Annotated in this window: 15 protein-coding genes and 1 pseudogene; 7 read left to right on the forward strand and 9 right to left on the reverse strand. The window is 66.0% G+C overall.

What is annotated here, in order from left to right; genetic code table 11:
* Positions 1-20: 20 nt before the first annotated feature.
* The 4 genes and pseudogenes from ROSELON_RS13935 to ROSELON_RS13950 all read right to left on the reverse strand — a co-directional run bounded on the left by ROSELON_RS13935 (position 21) and on the right by ROSELON_RS13950 (position 5,070).
* A complete protein-coding gene (locus ROSELON_RS13935) occupies positions 21-797 on the reverse strand; it encodes an enoyl-CoA hydratase-related protein (protein ID WP_025312953.1) in 777 nt (258 codons plus the stop codon).
* Between the two features lie 76 nt (positions 798-873).
* A complete protein-coding gene (locus ROSELON_RS13940; RefSeq protein WP_038651691.1) occupies positions 874-1,317 on the reverse strand; it encodes a cytochrome c-type biogenesis protein in 444 nt (147 codons plus the stop codon).
* A gap of 83 nt (positions 1,318-1,400) precedes the next feature.
* Positions 1,401-3,389, reverse strand: a complete 1,989-nt coding sequence (locus ROSELON_RS13945; protein ID WP_025312955.1) for a heme lyase CcmF/NrfE family subunit — start codon at positions 3,387-3,389, stop codon at positions 1,401-1,403.
* 126 nt (positions 3,390-3,515) lie between these two features.
* Positions 3,516-5,070, reverse strand: a pseudogene (locus tag ROSELON_RS13950) (helicase HerA-like domain-containing protein).
* Between the two features lie 479 nt (positions 5,071-5,549).
* Here ROSELON_RS13950 and ROSELON_RS13955 point away from each other — a divergent pair.
* Positions 5,550-6,182, forward strand: coding sequence for an invasion associated locus B family protein (locus ROSELON_RS13955; RefSeq protein WP_084613806.1), 633 nt, complete (start codon positions 5,550-5,552; stop codon positions 6,180-6,182).
* A gap of 72 nt (positions 6,183-6,254) precedes the next feature.
* Here the strand turns inward: ROSELON_RS13955 and ROSELON_RS13960 are convergent, their stop codons facing one another.
* From ROSELON_RS13960 to ROSELON_RS13975, 4 genes are read right to left on the reverse strand one after another with little or no spacing between them, the layout of a single operon-like run.
* Positions 6,255-7,466: a beta-ketoacyl-[acyl-carrier-protein] synthase family protein gene (locus ROSELON_RS13960; protein WP_025312957.1), complete on the reverse strand. Its 1,212-nt coding sequence runs from the start codon at positions 7,464-7,466 to the stop codon at positions 6,255-6,257.
* A gap of 6 nt (positions 7,467-7,472) precedes the next feature.
* Complete coding sequence (locus ROSELON_RS13965) at positions 7,473-7,742, reverse strand: acyl carrier protein (protein WP_025312958.1); 270 nt, start codon at positions 7,740-7,742, stop codon at positions 7,473-7,475.
* A gap of 33 nt (positions 7,743-7,775) precedes the next feature.
* On the reverse strand, positions 7,776-8,873 hold the full coding sequence (locus ROSELON_RS13970) for a UDP-3-O-(3-hydroxymyristoyl)glucosamine N-acyltransferase (RefSeq protein ID WP_025312959.1): 1,098 nt from the start codon (positions 8,871-8,873) through the stop codon (positions 7,776-7,778).
* Positions 8,874-8,910: 37 nt separating this feature from the next.
* Entirely contained in the window at positions 8,911-10,545 is a 1,635-nt protein-coding gene (locus tag ROSELON_RS13975) for a L,D-transpeptidase family protein (protein ID WP_051508480.1), read from the reverse strand.
* 433 nt (positions 10,546-10,978) lie between these two features.
* Between ROSELON_RS13975 and ROSELON_RS13980 the strand changes: the two genes are divergently transcribed.
* The 3 genes from ROSELON_RS13980 to msrA all read left to right on the forward strand — a co-directional run bounded on the left by ROSELON_RS13980 (position 10,979) and on the right by msrA (position 12,725).
* A complete protein-coding gene (locus tag ROSELON_RS13980) occupies positions 10,979-11,539 on the forward strand; it encodes a YcbK family protein (RefSeq protein ID WP_025312961.1) in 561 nt (186 codons plus the stop codon).
* 224 nt (positions 11,540-11,763) lie between these two features.
* The gene (gene msrB / locus ROSELON_RS13985) at positions 11,764-12,213 is read left to right on the forward strand and encodes a peptide-methionine (R)-S-oxide reductase MsrB (RefSeq protein ID WP_025312962.1); all 450 of its coding nucleotides are present in this window, start codon (positions 11,764-11,766) and stop codon (positions 12,211-12,213) included.
* Positions 12,210-12,725: a peptide-methionine (S)-S-oxide reductase MsrA gene (gene msrA / locus ROSELON_RS13990; RefSeq protein WP_025312963.1), complete on the forward strand. Its 516-nt coding sequence runs from the start codon at positions 12,210-12,212 to the stop codon at positions 12,723-12,725. Before msrB ends, msrA begins: the two co-directional genes overlap by 4 nt.
* Positions 12,726-12,729: 4 nt before the next feature.
* On the opposite strand, the gene ROSELON_RS13995 is transcribed toward msrA, so the two are convergent.
* Entirely contained in the window at positions 12,730-13,671 is a 942-nt protein-coding gene (locus ROSELON_RS13995) for a 1-phosphofructokinase family hexose kinase (RefSeq protein WP_025312964.1), read from the reverse strand.
* Between the two features lie 160 nt (positions 13,672-13,831).
* Here ROSELON_RS13995 and ROSELON_RS14000 point away from each other — a divergent pair, with 160 nt between their 5' ends.
* From ROSELON_RS14000 to ROSELON_RS14010, 3 genes are all read left to right on the forward strand, one after another.
* Positions 13,832-14,665: a BKACE family enzyme gene (locus ROSELON_RS14000; protein WP_025312965.1), complete on the forward strand. Its 834-nt coding sequence runs from the start codon at positions 13,832-13,834 to the stop codon at positions 14,663-14,665.
* A gap of 54 nt (positions 14,666-14,719) precedes the next feature.
* Positions 14,720-14,905, forward strand: a complete 186-nt coding sequence (locus ROSELON_RS14005; protein WP_025312966.1) for a hypothetical protein — start codon at positions 14,720-14,722, stop codon at positions 14,903-14,905.
* A 158-nt stretch (positions 14,906-15,063) separates the two neighbouring features.
* Entirely contained in the window at positions 15,064-15,849 is a 786-nt protein-coding gene (locus ROSELON_RS14010) for a DUF4198 domain-containing protein (RefSeq protein WP_025312967.1), read from the forward strand.
* The last annotated feature ends 63 nt before the right edge of the window (positions 15,850-15,912 follow it).

A 15,912-nucleotide genomic window follows, 5' to 3' on the forward strand; every position in this document is an offset into this window, starting at 1 on the left:
GTTGCACGGGTGAACGGCCCTCAGCGTCCCTCGAAAACGGGGGGGCGTTTGTCCAGAAAGGCCAGCACCCCTTCCTTGAAGTCGCGTGTCTTGCCGCAATCGCCCTGCAAACGGCCCTCCAGCAACAGCTGTTCGTGAAGGAAGTTTCCGAAACTGGCCTGCATCGCGGATTTCACCCGCTTGAAGGCTTCGGTCGGGCCACTGGCCAGATACGCCGCCCGCGCGCGCCAGTGATCCTCGAACGCCTCGTCGGCGACGGCCTCGTAGATCATGCCCCAGTCGCTGGCCTGTTGCGCGCTGATCTTGTCAGCGAACAGCGCCGCACCCATCGCCTTGGCCAACCCGATCTGACGCGGCAACGCCCAGGTGCCGCCGGCATCGGGGATCAGGCCGATCCGCGTGAAGGCCTGGATGAAGCTGGCGGAGTCTGTCGCAATGACCACATCGCAGACCAGCGCCAGATTGGCGCCCGCCCCGGCCGCCGTACCGTTGACGGCGGCAATCACCGGCACGGGGCAATCGACGATCGCCATCAGCATCGGGATGTATTCGTCGCGCAGCGTGCGCTCGATATTGAGGTTGGCGATATTGGCCCGGTCGCCCAGATCCTGCCCCGAACAGAAGGCCCGCCCCTCGCCTGTCAGGACCACGACGCGCGCCTCGTGCCCGGCATGGCTGACGGCGTGGGTCAGTTCGGCGCGCATCTGGGTGTTCAGCGCGTTCATCACCTCGGGCCGCGAAAAGGTGATTATGGCGACGCCGTCGGCATCCGTGCGGGTGATGGTCTCGTACTGCATCGTCCGGTCGCTCCCAAATCCTTGACGGGCGCGACCCTAGCCGGGCGGTCGCGGAGCGAAAAGCCAAAACGCAGCGTCAGGCCGAGGGGCCGTCGCCCATGATTTCCTTCAGGCGCGCCTGTTCCTCAGCGCTCAGGGCGGCCTCGGTCGGGGCGGTGGCCTGGGCGCGGCGGCGCAGATAGGCGGCAGCAAGGCCGATGCCGATCAGCAGCATCAGCGGACCGGCCGCCCAGAGCAGGATATTGGCCCCGCCGAAGGTCGGGCGCATCAGGACATATTCGCCGTAGCGATCCACGATGTAGGAAATGACCTGCTCGTCGCTATCGCCTTCGACCAGACGTTCGCGCACCAATAGGCGCAGGTCGCGCGCCACGGTGGCATTGGATTCGTCGATCGACTCACCCCGGCAGACGACGCAGCGCAGATTGGCCGAGATGTCGCGCGCGCGCTCTTCCAACACCGGATCATCCAGCACCTCGTCGGCCTGAACGGCCAGGACGGGCGAGGCCGTGACGACCATCAGGACGGCCAGGATCGCCGCCCCGCGGGCAAACAGCCCGCGCAGGCCATGGACGATCCGCGCCAGAATGCGGGACAGGCACATCATTCGGCGGGTACCCCCTTGGGCTCGACGCGCTGCTTGGCGGCCCCAGCCGCGACGCGGTAGCGGCGATCCGACAGGCTGAACAGCCCGCCGATGGCCATGATGATCGTGCCGCCCCAGATCCAGTTGGCAAAGGGCTTGATCCAGGTGCGCAACGCCCAACCGCCATTGTCCTGCGGGTCGCCAAGCGTCACGTAGACATCGCGGGTAAAGCCGTTGTTGATGCCTGCCTCGGTGGTGGGCATGCCGGCGACCGGGTAGATCCGACGCTCGGGGTTCAGAACCGAGATCAAACGCCCGCTTTCGGCCTCGCGCACCGCGACGCTGGCCATCGTCGACAGATAATTCGGCCCGCGCACATTCTCGTCCACGCCCTGCAACTCGATCTCATAGGCCCCGACGATATAGGGCTCGCCGATCTGGGCCACGCGAATATCCTCGCGCTGATACCCGGTCAGGGTGGCGATGCCAAAGAGCGTGATGCCAACCCCCGCATGCGCCAGCGTCTTGCCCCAGTCGGCGCGCGGCAGGCGTGTCAGGCGCGCCATGCGGTTGCCGACGGAGCCGCGCCCGGTGCGCGACCACAGATCGACCAGCGCGCCCGCGACAAGCCAGACGGACAGCGCCACGCCGATCGGGGCCAGAACCGAATGCCCGGTGAAGATGGTGAAGGCCAGCAGCCCGACCGAGATGGCCAGGATCATCGCTGGCACCAGCGCCTTGAGCGCGCGCCCGATCCGGGCGCGTTTCCAAGGCAGCATCGCCCCGATGGGCAGCACCGCCGCCAGCGCAAAGGCAAAGGGCGTGACCGCCGCATTGAAGAAGGGCGCGCCCACCGACAGCGTGCGGTCAAAGAACATCTCGGCCAGAAGCGGCCAGATGGTGCCGATGAACACGACGAAGGTCGACACCGCGAGCAGCAGGTTGTTCACCACCAGCCCGCTTTCCCGACTGACGAGGCCGAAGACGCCCTTGGCCTCCATCGCGCTGGCCCGCAGCGCGAACAGCAGGAGCGAGCCGCCCATGAACACCCCGAGGATCAGCAGGATGAAGACCCCCCGCTCGGGATCGTTGGCGAAGGCGTGCACGCTGGTGATGATGCCCGAGCGCACGATGAACGTGCCGATCAGCGAAAAGCCGAAGGCGAGGATGGCCAGCAGGATCGTCCAGCTTTTCAGCGCCTCGCGCTTTTCCACGACTATGGCGGAATGCAGCAGGGCCGCCGCGATCAACCATGGCATGAGCGAGGCGTTTTCAACCGGGTCCCAGAACCAGAAGCCGCCCCAGCCAAGTTCGTAATAGGCCCACCAACTGCCCAGGCCGATGCCGACGGTCAGAAACAGCCATGCCGCCAAGGTCCAGGGCCGCACCCAGCGGCCCCAGGCCGCGTCGACACGGCCCTCGATCAGGGCGGCGACCGCGAACGAGAACGCCATGCTCAAGCCCACATAGCCCAAATACAGGAATGGCGGATGGAAGGCGAGGCCGGGGTCCTGCAACAGCGGGTTCAGGTCGCGCCCGTCAAAGGGCGGAAATTCCAGCCGCAGGAACGGGTTCGACGTGAACAGGATGAAGGCGAAAAAGGCCACCGACACGGCCGATTGCACGGCCAGAACCCGCGCCTTGAGCGTCGGCGGCAGGTTGCTGCCGAACCAGGCCGCGCAGGCCCCGAACAGTGTCAGGATCAGCACCCACAACAGCAGCGATCCCTCGTGGTTCCCCCACACACCGCTGATCTTGTAGAGCATCGGTTTGAGCGTATGCGAATTGGCCACCACAAGGTTAAGCGAGAAATCCGAGGTCACGAAGGCATAGGTCAGCGCCCCGAAGGAAAAGGCGGTGAGCACGAATTGAAGGGTCGCGGCCGGTTCGGCCACGGCCATCCACGCGGCCTGTCCGCGGGCGGCACCGATCATCGGCACGATCATCTGGAAGATCGCCACCATGAAGGCGAGGATCAGGGCGAAATGTCCGAGTTCTACGATCATGGAAAGCCTTTCGTCTGTGCCGGACACAATAGGCAGATGGGCCGCCGCCGCCAAGTGGATGCGTCAGTGCAGCGCATCGGATTTTCCTAATGACCGCGCCGTGATCGCGCGGTCGTGATCGGCGCGTCACCGCCCGCGAAACAGCCCGCCGAGGATGCCGCGCACCACCGCCCGTCCACTTTGCGTGCCCAGTTGGCGCGCGAAACTCTTGGCGAATGCGGTGCCCACGGAATCCGAACGCGAGGATCTGCGACGTGTCGGCGTCGCGCTGGAGCGGCTGACCCGACTGCCGGTATAGCGCCGCCCCGCGCGGTATTCGCGTTCGGCCATCTCGGCCTCGGCCTCGGCGCGTTCGGCCATCTCGGCCTCGCGCGCCGCCTGTTCGGCGCGGGCCTGCAGGATCTCGAAGGCGCTTTCACGGTCGATTGCGGTGTCATACTTGCCGGCCAGCGGCGAGCCCGCGATCAGCGCCGCGCGCGTGCCCGCGTCGATCGGGCCTAGCTGGCTGGAGGGCGGGCGGATCAGCGTCCGCTCGGCCATGCCGGGAATGCCCTTGCGTTCCAGAAACGATGTGACCGCCTCGCCGACGCCGACCTCGCGGATCGCATCCTCGATATCCAGCCGCGGGTTGTCGCGGTAGTTCTCGGCGGCCTGACGCAGATCGCGCCGGTCCTTGGCGGTATAGGCGCGCAGCGCATGCTGCACCCTGTTGCCCAGCTGTCCCAGGATATCCTCGGGCACATCGGCCGGGTTCTGGGTCACGAAATAGACGCCCACGCCTTTCGACCGGATCAGGCGGGCGACCTGCTCGACCTTGTCCACCAGCGCGCGCGGCGCGCGATCGAACAGCAGATGCGCCTCGTACGAAAAAAAAGACCAGCTTGGGTTTGTCGGGGTCGCCCACCTCGGGCAATTCCTCGAAAAGCTCCGACAGCAGCCACAACAGGAACGTCGCATAAAGACGCGGCGACTGCATCAGCCTGTCGGCGGCCAGGATGTTGATCCGGCCCAGCCCCTGGGCATCGGTCAGGAACAGATCGTCCAGCGCCAGGGCAGGTTCGCCGAACAGCTTGTCGCCCCCCTGCCCCTCGAGCACCAGAAGGCGCCGCTGGATCGCCCCGATCGAGGCCGTGGACACGTTGCCGTAGCGCAGGCTCAGATCCTTGCGGTTTTCCCCCACCCAGACCAGCAGCGCCTGCAGATCCTTCAGGTCGAGCAACGCCATGCCCTGCTCATCGGCGACGCGAAAGGCGATGTTCAGGATGCCCTCCTGCGCCTCGGTCAGGTCCAGCAGGCGCGCCAGCAGCAATGGCCCCATCTCGGACACGGTGGTGCGCACCGGATGCCCCTGTTGCCCGAAGAGGTCCCAGAAGGTGACCGGAAAGCCCCGATAGGCATAGTCGGAAAAGCCGATCTTGCCGGCCCGGTCCATGAAGGCATCATGGAGCTTGAAGCCGGGGCTGCCCGCCTGACCCAACCCGGACAGATCGCCCTTCACATCCGACAGGATCACGGGCACCCCGCGCGACGAAAAGCTTTCGGCCAGAATCTGCAGCGTGACCGTCTTGCCCGTGCCGGTCGCCCCCGCGATCAACCCGTGCCGGTTTGCGTAATTCAGCAGAACATGCTGCGCCTCGCCGAAATCCGGGCCGCCGCCGCCCACGAAAATCCCGTTTTCCATCAAACCCCTGCTCCGCGCCGTGTCTTTTGTCCGGCACACAATACTCCGTTAACCATTCCATGCCAGTGTGATGGCGTCCCGGCGCTGCGATTGCTGTGTGGGGCGACATCCTCCCTGTCGACTGGCCGCGCCCATGGCGCGGCCTTTTTTTCAGTCCGGCCATACCGCAAGGCCTGCGTTTCAAAGCGATTTGAAAAAACAGTGCGGCCGGTGTCGAAAACTCGAAATTGCCCTGTTGACGGCTTTCAAACGCTGGCATAGCGTTCGCCGCAGAAGTCGGCCAGTCCGACAGGGAGAGAAAAAAATCAAAGGGTCCGCTTGTCGGACCCTTTTCCTTTCTGGTCGCTCGGGTGCGGGGAGCGCCGGCAAGGTTCTGCCGGTGCCGAAAACGGCCCTGACAGACGCGCCGCTTCGTGTTAGCGAACAGGCGATCGTCCGGACCCGAGACAGGCTCAGACCAACAGGAAGAGACCAAACGCATGACAGATTTCCGCACCACCTCTCGCATGATCGTGGCGGCCGGCCTTTTAGCGGTGGCATTGCCGCTGTCGGCCAACGCGCAGGACGCCGCCTCGGCCGAGCCCGGACAGCCCTACGTGGCCGAAACCTTCAGCGACTGGGATCTGCGCTGCATCCGCGCCCCCGAAGAGGGTACGCCCGAACGCTGCGAGATGTTCCAGCTGATGCGCGACGAGGACGACAACGCCGTTTCGGTGTTCCGCGTGAACGTTCCCTTCAACCCCGGCGAGGGCCAGGTGGCCACGGCCCTGATCATGACGCCCCTGGAAACCCTGCTTGCGCCGGGCATCCGCCTGCGCGTCGATGATGGCGAAGAGGGCGGCTTGCCCTTCACGATGTGCGATGCGTCCGGCTGCATGGCGCGCATCCCGATGAACCAGACCAATGTCGACATGTTCCAGGCCGGCGGCGATGCTTTCATCCAGATCTTCGCGCTGGTGCGCGGCGAGGCCGGCGAGATCGGGGGCGTTCCGGTGCCGCTGACCGCGTCGCTGCGCGGCTTCACCGCCGCCTACGAGGCGCTGCAGGCCCGGCACGAGGAACTGGTGGCCTTCATCCGCGAACGTCAGGCCGAGGCCGCCGCCGAAGAGTAGCCCGCGCGCGACACCCCAACGGAACGGCCCGTCCCGGTGACGGGCCGTTTTTCGTTGCGGGGCGGATGATCGTCAGGGGGCGCTGCGCAGGGCCAGAACGGCGTTCAACCCGCCAAAGGCAAAGGCATTGGACAGGACGGCGCCGACCCTGGCCTCGCGGGCCTCGTTCGGCACCACGTCCAGTGCGCATTCCGGGTCGGGTTCCTCGTAGCCGATGGTGGGCGCGATCACCCCGTCCTTCAAAGCCATGATACAGGCCAGCAACTCGACCGCGCCGGTGCCGCCGATCAGATGGCCGTGCATCGACTTGGTGGACGAGATCATCAGATCATCGGCATGCTGGCCGAACGCATCGGCGACGGCGGCGCATTCCACCTTGTCGTTGGCGGCGGTGCCGGTGCCATGCGCGTTGATATACCCCACGTCCTCGGGGTTCAGACGTCCATCCGCCAGCGCCCCGGAGATGGCCCGCGCCGCGCCTTGCTTCGATGGCATGACGATATCGGCAGCATCCGAGGTCATGGCAAAGCCCACCACCTCGGCCAGGATCTCGGCCCCGCGTCTTTTCGCGTGCTCGTATTCCTCGAAGATGAAGACGGCCGCGCCTTCGCCCTGCACCATGCCGTTGCGGTTGGCCGAAAACGGGCGGCAGGCGTCCTTGGACATCACCCGCAGCCCTTCCCAGGCCTTGATGCCGCCAAAGGACAGCATCGCCTCGGACCCACCGGTCACCATCACGTCGCAGGCACCGACGCGGATGCACTGGAACGCCTGCCCCATGGCATGGTTCGACGAGGCGCAGGCGGTCGCCACCGTGTAGCTGGGCCCCTTGAGGTTCCATTCCATCGAGACGTGGCTGGCGGCGGCATTGTTCATCAGCTTCGGCACGACGAAGGGATGGACGCGGTTCTTGCCCTCTTCATAGACCGAGCGGTAATTCTCGTCCCAGGTGTTCACGCCGCCGCCGGCGGTGCCGAACACCACGCCCGAGCGCGTCGCAAGATCGCCGGCAAAGGTCAGCCCCGACCCATCCAGCGCCTCGCGGGCGGCGATCAGCGTGAATTGCGTGAACCGGTCATAAAGCGCGATCTGTTGGCGGTTGAACAGGGTTTCGGCGTCGTAATCCGTGACCTGGCCACCGATCCTGACCGACAGCCTGTCGACATCGCGCAATTGCAGCGGGCCGATGCCGCACCGCCCCTCGCGCATGGCCTCCAGCGTCGCGGGCACGTCATGGCCCAACGCGTTGATCGTGCCCTGGCCGGTGATGACGACACGGCGCATCGCGGGTCAGCCGCCCTTTTGCTCCGTGACGAGGCCTTTCACCGCCGTCACGATGGCCGCCACCGAAGAGATGTCGAAATCGCTCTGCTCCGGCTCGTTCGCGTTGAACGGCACCTGGATATCGAACGCTTCCTCGATGGCGAAAATCGACTCGACCAATCCCAGGCTGTCGATCCCGAGATCCTCCAGCGTCGAGTCCATCTTGACGTCCTCGACGTCGAGCACGGCCTGTTCGGCGATGATCTCGACTACCTTGTCACGCACATTTTCGGTCATCGACCCTTCCTCGCACTCGCCCTCGCGCGTCGTTTAAGGCGTCCGGCCCGACTTGAAAACGGCTTTCTGCATTTCCGCGACCGTCTTGGCCAGGCGCGGCAATCTGCGCAGGGCCTTGTACATCTCGACATGGGTTTCCATGCGCACGGCGGGGCTGCCCATCAGCATCCGGCCCGCGGGCACGTTGGAATAGATCTTGGTGGCGCCGGCCGCGACCACGTCGTCGCCGATCACGATATTGTCCGACACCCCGCATTGCCCGCCCAGCACCACGCGGTCTCCCAACGTGGCCGAGCCGGCGAACCCCACCTGACCGCAGAGCAGGCAGTCGCGCCCGATCCGGCAGTTGTGGCCGATATGCACAAGGTTGTCGATCTTGGTGCCGGACCCGATTTCGGTCGCGGCGACGGTGCCCCGGTCGATGGCGGCATTGGCGCCGATCTCGACATCGTCGCCGATCACCAAACCACCCAGGGAATGGATGCGCGTCCAGCTTTGCGCGGCGGTGTCCGAGGCTTCGGCGCGGCCAAGGCTTTCGCGGGTGGCCTCGACACGGGATTTCTCGGGCGTGACGAAGGAAAACCCGTCCCCCCCCAGAACCGCGCCGGCCTGCACGATCACCCGATCCCCGATGCGCACGCGCGCGCCGATCCGCACCCCCGCATGGAGCAAGGCGTCCTGCCCGATCACCGTTTCCTCGGCGATGCTGACATGGGGCGCGATCCGGGCGCGCGCACCGATCCGCACCCCGGCCCCGATCACGACAAGCGGACCGATCGCGGCGCCGGGACCGATCTGTGCGCTGGGGTCGATCACGGCGCTGGGATGGATGCCCGCCGCGATCTGCGGGCCCGGATCCATCGCGGCGGTGACATGCGCCATGGCATAGCGCGGGCGCGGCGCGACGATGGCCGCCTGCAGCCCAAAGGCCTGCCAATCCATATCCGGGCCGATCACGGCGGCGCGGGCCTGCCCCTCGGCCAGTCCGGCGGCATAGCGCGCGCTCATCGCCAGGGCCAGGTCATCGGGGCCCGCGGCCGAGGGCTCGGCCACGCCGGTCACCAACAGTTCGGCGGCGCCAAGGGCCTCTGCCCCAAGCGCCGCCGCGATATCCTTGATGCTATGGGCCATTGCGGCCACCCCCGCCTGTCATCCTGCGGGGGCAGGCTTAGCTTGCCCGCTCGGGCATGACCACCCCGTTCGCACGCACCGCCTGGCTGAGCCGCGCGTTGCGCCCGTAGACATCGTCACGGAAGTTCAATGTGCCGTCATCGTCGACCCAGGCCGTCCAGTAAACAAGGTGCACCGGGATCTCGACATCGAGGTTCACCTGAGTTTCCTGCCCGGTGCGCAGAATGCGCTGGAACAGGCCCACCGGGTCGTCGGTCTGGCGCGCAAGGAGATGATAGGCGAACTCGTGCGGATCATCGAGGCGGATACAGCCCGACGAGAATGTGCGCACCTCGCGCTCCATCAGGTATTGCTCGGGCGTATCATGCAGGTAGATCGCATGGCGGTTGGGGAACATGAACTTCACCGTCCCCAGCGCATTGCGCGGCCCCGGCGGCTGGCGCAGATCGAACGGGAAGCTCGACACCGAGTAGCGGCTCATGTCGACCGCATTGCGGTTCACCACCCGCCCGTTGGCGATCAGCTGCATGTAGGTCGATCCACCGGCCAGGATGTTGGGAATGTAGCTGCGCATCGCGATGGACCGCGGCACATACCAACTGGGGTTGATGACCATGTGCTCCATCACGTCCGAGAACTCGGGCGTCTGCCGATCACGCGCCCCCACGACCGAGCGCGTGATGAAAGTGGTCTCGCCATTGTCGATCACCCGCACGTGGAAATCGGTCAGGTTCACGAAGATCAGCCGATCCGGCACCTCGCCACCCTCGTTCAGCCAGCGATGCCGTTCCATCGCCAGAACCACCTCGTTCCAGTGATCCTCGACCGAGCGGTTCACCGCGCGAATGGTTTCGCCGCCGGCGACGCCATCGGCGTTGATCCCGTTGTCCAGCTGGAACTCGACCACAGCCTGCTGCATGCGTGCGTCGTACGTGGCGGTCACCGACCGGTCGAGATAGCCCATCGCCATCAGACGGTCGCGTAGCGCAATCACGGCGCCGCCGCTGTCGCCCGGGCGCAGGGCCCCCGCCTGGACGCGCGGGCCGTACCCGCCGGTTTGCGCCAGGCGCTCAAGATGCAACTTGGTCCGCATCAACCGGGTATAGCCCGGATCCTGCGGCGGCAGGCTGGCCATGAAGGCATGCGGGTTCGAGTCGAGCAAGTCGGCCAGCAGCTCGCGCGCGTCGGGCCGCGGCAGTTCCTGGTAGAAGTCCGAGATGATGTCGCCGGGTTCGAGGAACCCGGAATGCACATCGCTTGCATATTGCAGGAATAGGCGCGACGCCATCACGTCGGCTTGCCCGCGCGCATAGGGGTTCGTCGCGTTGCGGAATGTCTCGATCAGACCGTCGATATCGTAGCGGCTGGTGGGCAGGCCGTGATTGCCCGCCTCCTGCAAGGCCGAGATCAGGGCATTGCGGCGATCGGCGGCCTCGGCGCTGGTCCAGACCGGCTGAAAATCGCGCTCTCGGTAAAAGGCCGCCAGCGACTCGTTTTCCGAGGACGCCTCGGCAATCGCCTGCCTGAGCGCCGAAAATGCCTGCGCCTGAACCGGGGCCGGGGCCAGCGTCAGGCCGATCCCCACGCCCACCCCCGTGGCCACCGGGGCGGCAAATGGCAACGCCGCCAACGCCAGGGCGAAAAGCGGTGTCTTTGTGAATTTCAATGTCATGTCTTCAAACCTCTGTCCTGTCCGATGTGCGCGCGCCGTCATATCGCAGTCCAATGACACCACTACAGACACAAATCCCCTGCGAGTCGATTCACGATTTGGCAAGTGTTTCAGGATATAACCGAGAAACACAACGGCGGGTTCCCTCCGTTTCGGAGCGGCCCGTGATACCCGCGCGGCACACGATCTGCGGCATCGCGGCCCTTTCGTGAGGGGCGAGACGCAAATTTTGGCCGGCGAGACTCCGCCAAATGGGCGAAATCCCGCCCAAAATGTCGGCTACAACCATGGGGGACCGATCTGTGCTTTCAGAAAGATTTCGATTGTGTCATTCATCCCACACTGCCTGAGGGGACAGGCTCAAAATGACGTGAAGGCCGCGGCAACAGCGGCCGTGATGACGAGAACGAGCAACCAAGGGGCAAACGAACCAATGACAAATTCGACGTTTTCGCGACGCGCAATTCTGCGCGCCTTCGCCGCGACGACCATTGCGGCGGCGCCGGTGATGGCGAATGCGACCGGGTTCCTGCGCGGCGCAGGCGATGTACGCCGCCTGCGCATGTATAACGGTCGGGCGGGCGAGAGCCTGAACATGATCTACTGGATCGAGGGCGAATACATCGCCCCCGCGCTGGAGGAGATCAACTATTTCATGCGCGACTGGCGCACCGATGGCGTCCACGAAATCAGCGTGCGCACGATCGACATCATGTCGGCGGCGCACAACCTGATGGACACGTCCGAACCCTACACCCTGCTATCGGGCTATCGCAGCCCGGAAACCAACGCCATGCTGCGCCGCCGCTCGTCGGGGGTGGCACGCCGTTCGCGCCACATGGTGGGCGAGGCGGCTGATCTGCAAATGCAGTCGCGCACCGTCAGCCAGATGTTCCAGGCCGCGCGTGCCTGCAATGCCGGCGGTGTCGGGCGCTACTCGCGCTCGAATTTCGTGCATATGGATTGCGGCCCGGTGCGCAGCTGGGGGTCCTGAGACACCGCGGCCCAAAGCCGCCAATCCCGAGACGGGTCGCTGCCAAGGCCTGTCCGCAAGACCCAAGACACCTTTCGTGACGCCTCGGCCCCAGGCCGGGGCTTTTTTCTTGCGCGCGCTGGCGTGACCCGCCGCCGTGAGAACGTGACCGCCGCGGCTTGGACAAGGGCGCATCGCGCCCCCATATGGTGATGCACCACCCAGAACCAAGGACGACCCCGCGCATGTCACGCTACACCAAGGATCCCGACGCCATTGCGGCGCTCGACCCCGAACAATACCGCGTCACCCAGCAAAGCGGCACCGAGCGCCCCGGCACGGGCGCCTATCTGCACAACAAGGAACCGGGCATCTATGTCGATATCGTGTCGGGAGAGCCGCTCTTTGCCTCGTCCGACAAGTACGAGTCGGGCTGCGGATGGCCCAGTTTCACCAAGCCGATCGAGCCCGCGCATGTCACCGAATTGCGCGACCTCAGCCACGGGATGATCCGGACCGAGGTGCGCTCGACCCATGGCGACAGCCACCTCGGCCATGTCTTTCCCGACGGCCCGCGCGACCGTGGCGGGCTGCGCTACTGCATCAACTCCGCATCCTTGCGCTTCGTCCACCGCGACGACATGGAGGCCGAAGGATACGGGGCCTATCTCGACCAAGTGGAGGATATCGCATGAGCGACCAACGCGAACGCGCCGTTCTGGCGGGCGGCTGTTTCTGGGGCATGCAGGACCTGATCCGCAAATTGCCCGGCGTCGAAAAGACCCGCGTCGGCTACACCGGCGGCGACGTGCCCAACGCGACCTATCGCAACCACGGCAGCCATGCCGAAGGGATCGAGATCTGGTTCGATCCCACGCGCATCAGCTATCGGCAGTTGCTCGAGTTCTTCTTCCAGATCCACGATCCCACCACGCCGAACCGGCAGGGCAACGACCGTGGCCCCAGCTATCGCTCGGCCATCTACTTCGTCGATGATGCACAGCGCCAATGCGCGTTGGACACCATCGCCGATGTCAACGCCTCGGGCCTGTGGCCGGACAAGGTGGTGACCGAGGTCGAACCCGTCGGCGATTTCTGGGAGGCCGAGCCCGAGCATCAGGATTACCTCGAGCGCATTCCCAACGGCTATACCTGCCATTTCCCGCGCCCGAACTGGGTTTTGCCCAAACGCGACGCGGCCGAGTGACGGCTCAGACCGGCCGCGCGGCACAGAGCGGCAAGAGACGCTCGTAGGTCGCGCGGTCGCACAGCTCGGTCGCCGCGGTGGTCACCGCCGAACTTGCCGCGGCCACGCCGCATTGCAGCACCTCGGGCAAGGGCTGCCCGCGCGACAGGGCCAGCACGGCCCCGGCCACGAAACTGTCGCCCGCCCCGGTGACCGAGGCCACCGGCACATCCGCCGCCGGGGCGAACCACCGCCCCTCGGACGACACCAGAACCGACCCCTCCGCACCACGTGCAAGAATGACGATCTCGGCCGCGCCGGCGCGCACCAACCCCTCGGCCGTACGGGCGCTGTCGCTGTGATGGGACAGTTCGCGCGACAGCAGGTCCTCGGCCTCGGCGCTGTCCATCCGCAACATCGCCAGGTTCAGACCCGCCCCCGCCAGCGCCGCAAGGGCCGGGCCGGAGGTGTCCGCGATCACCCGCACCCCCCGGTCGGTCAGTACACGCGCCAGATCGACAAGAACCTGCGCGTCGACACCGGGCGGCAACGACCCCGACAGGACGACGAAATCCCCCGCCAAGGCCAGCCCAGGCAAGGCCACCAGCAGGCGGGTGACATCCTCGGGGCCCCAATCCGGCCCCGGAAAGATGAAGCGGAACTGCTGCCCCGTCTCGGTTTCGATCACCGACAGGTTCTGCCGGGTCTCGCCGGGGGCGGGCAGATGATGCACGCGAATCCCCTGCCCCTCCAGCTGTTGCACCAGCCCCGCCCCGATTGGCCCGGCCACCGCAATGGCCGCATCGGCCCGACCGCCCAGAATGGCGATCGCGCGCGAGACATTGATGCCGCCGCCACCCGGATCGCGGCGCGGCGCGGCACAGCGCAGCTTCTGTCCCGGCACCAGCCGGGGCGTTTCCGTTTCCAGATCCAGCGCGGGGTTCAGCGTGACGGTCAAAATACCCATGGCCGACCTTCTAGGGGCAAATCCGGCGGCGCAAAACAGGCTTTTTCGATCCAGCGGCCGCTTGCCTCCCGTCGCGCAATCGGGGACCAAGGATGGACGGGCGCGCGCCGGATTCGGCCCACCGCCCCTGCAAGTCACAGCAAGAAGGACCGTGCGCGCCGTGTCGAAACCCTGCATCATCTGCGTCGCCATCACCGGATCGGTGCCCCGCAAGGAGGACAACCCCGCCGTTCCCATCACCATCGCGGAACAGGTGGAGTCGACCCAGGCCGCCTTCGAGGCCGGCGCCACGATCTGCCACGCCCATGTCCGCCAGGAGGATGGCACCCCGACCTCGGACCCCGAGCGCTTTGCCCGGCTGCAGGAAGAGCTGACGAAACACTGCCCCGGCATGATCGTGCAGTTTTCGACCGGGGGCCGGTCGGGGGCCGGTGCGGAACGCGGCGGCATGCTGCCGCTCGGGCCGGACATGGCCTCGCTGACCGTGGGCTCGAACAATTTTCCGACCCGCGTGTACGAGAACCCGCCCGATCTGGTCGATTGGCTGGCCGCCGAGATGCTCAAGTATGACATCAAGCCCGAGATCGAAGCCTTTGATCTCAGTCATATTTTCCAAGCCGCCAAGATGCAGGCCGACGGACGCCTTGCGCCCCGGACCTATGTGCAGTTCGTCATGGGCGTGAAAAATGCCATGCCGGCCGACAAACGCGTGTTCGATTTCTATGTCGACACCATGCAGCGCCTTCTGCCTGACAGCGAATGGTGCGCCGCCGGGATCGGCCGTCACCAGATCGAGGTCAACGACTGGTCGATTGCCGCAGGCGGACATGCGCGCACGGGGCTGGAAGACAATGTCCGTCTGGACAAAGACACCCTCGCCCCATCGAACGCGGTGCTGGTGGCCCGCGCGGTCGAGCTGTGCGAGCGCTACGCGCGGCCCGTCGCCACCGTCGCGCAGGCGCGGGCGCTTCTGGGCCTGCGTCCCGCCGCCTGACCGGCGGGCGATCGACCCGCCCCCAGTCTTGCGCCTGTCCGCGTGTCTTGGCGCATGAGGCTTCGGCGCGGCCGGCCCCACCCGAAAACCATCGCGATCCGGCGCGCGGCGCAGCGGCTGGCGCGTGCCGGCTTTCGCCATGCCGGGGCGCCGGCCCTACCCCATGACCTGCCCCTGACCGTCATCGGTGTTGACGCCGGGGCAGGCGGTCATGCGGGCCATATTCTTTTTCCGGCTTGATCCAAATCAAGGAATCAAGGGGGCTTTCTGCGATTTAGCAATTCTTGACGGAATAACTCGGACTTTCGGGTCGTCACCACGCCACAGCCTGTGCTGAAGCCACCTTTCGATTGGGCAGAACCGTATCTGCCCGGACATCACATGCGGAGTACTGTCCAATGAAACGTCTGCTGAGCGCCACGCTGGCGGCCCTTGCCCTGGCCAATCCGGCCGCGGCGCATTTCCAACTGATCTACAACCCCGAGGCCAACCCGACATCGCCCGGCGAGATGCCCTTGCTGCTGACCTTCTGGCACCCGCACGAGAACGGGCACGCCATGGACATGGGCACGCCGCAGGAGGTGTTCTACGTCTTTCGTGGCGAGCGGGTCGACATCTCGGACAGTCTGACCCCCGTCACCTTTACTGGGGCGCATAACTCGGCCGCCGCCTTTCAGGCGACCCTGCCCGTGCGGCGCAATGGCGACTACACGGTGGCCCTGGTGCCCGAGCCCTATTTCGAAGAGGCCGAGGGCATCTACATCCAGCAATTGACCACGGTCTATCTCAACAAGGGCGGCATCCCCACGGATTGGAGCGAACCGGTGGGCCTGCCGACGGAATTCGTGCCGCTGAACCGCCCCTACAACGTGATCGCGGGCTCGACCTTTTCGGCGCAGCTTCTGTCGGATGGCGAGCCGGTGCCGGGCGCCGAAATTGAGATCGAGTACCTCGCCGCAGAACCCGACATGGAGACCTTCAGCGCCGGCGAAGCCACCGCCCAGCCGATGCCGGGCGGGGCCATCGTGGCCCTGACCGACGCGAACGGCGTGTTCACCTTCGGCGTGCCGCGCGCCGGGTTCTGGGGCTTCGCCGCGCTCGGCGCCGGCCCCGAGACCGAGCACGAGGGCGCTGAGCTTAGCCAGGACGCGGTGATCTGGATCCGGGCCTACGACATGGAGTGAGCCGTCAGCGGCCGCATGCGTCCGGGGCGCGCGGGGGCCGACCCCGTGCCCCGGACAGACAAA

This window comes from Roseibacterium elongatum DSM 19469, assembly GCF_000590925.1.
Taxonomy (GTDB): Bacteria; Pseudomonadota; Alphaproteobacteria; order Rhodobacterales; family Rhodobacteraceae; genus Roseibacterium; species Roseibacterium elongatum.

Bases quoted from the DNA above. Each gene is read 5' to 3' on its own strand.
- ROSELON_RS13935 (WP_025312953.1), bottom strand. From the start codon at position 797: ATGCAGTACGAGACCATCACCCGCACGGATGCCGACGGCGTCGCCATA.
- ROSELON_RS13940 (WP_038651691.1), bottom strand. From the start codon at position 1,317: ATGGTCGTCACGGCCTCGCCCGTCCTGGCCGTTCAGGCCGACGAGGTG.
- ROSELON_RS13945 (WP_025312955.1), bottom strand. From the start codon at position 3,389: ATGATCGTAGAACTCGGACATTTCGCCCTGATCCTCGCCTTCATGGTG.
- ROSELON_RS13955 (WP_084613806.1), top strand. From the start codon at position 5,550: ATGACAGATTTCCGCACCACCTCTCGCATGATCGTGGCGGCCGGCCTT.
- ROSELON_RS13960 (WP_025312957.1), bottom strand. From the start codon at position 7,466: ATGCGCCGTGTCGTCATCACCGGCCAGGGCACGATCAACGCGTTGGGC.
- ROSELON_RS13965 (WP_025312958.1), bottom strand. From the start codon at position 7,742: ATGACCGAAAATGTGCGTGACAAGGTAGTCGAGATCATCGCCGAACAG.
- ROSELON_RS13970 (WP_025312959.1), bottom strand. From the start codon at position 8,873: ATGGCCCATAGCATCAAGGATATCGCGGCGGCGCTTGGGGCAGAGGCC.
- ROSELON_RS13975 (WP_051508480.1), bottom strand. From the start codon at position 10,545: ATGACATTGAAATTCACAAAGACACCGCTTTTCGCCCTGGCGTTGGCG.
- ROSELON_RS13980 (WP_025312961.1), top strand. From the start codon at position 10,979: ATGACAAATTCGACGTTTTCGCGACGCGCAATTCTGCGCGCCTTCGCC.
- msrB (WP_025312962.1), top strand. From the start codon at position 11,764: ATGTCACGCTACACCAAGGATCCCGACGCCATTGCGGCGCTCGACCCC.
- msrA (WP_025312963.1), top strand. From the start codon at position 12,210: ATGAGCGACCAACGCGAACGCGCCGTTCTGGCGGGCGGCTGTTTCTGG.
- ROSELON_RS13995 (WP_025312964.1), bottom strand. From the start codon at position 13,671: ATGGGTATTTTGACCGTCACGCTGAACCCCGCGCTGGATCTGGAAACG.
- ROSELON_RS14005 (WP_025312966.1), top strand. From the start codon at position 14,720: ATGAGGCTTCGGCGCGGCCGGCCCCACCCGAAAACCATCGCGATCCGG.
- ROSELON_RS14010 (WP_025312967.1), top strand. From the start codon at position 15,064: ATGAAACGTCTGCTGAGCGCCACGCTGGCGGCCCTTGCCCTGGCCAAT.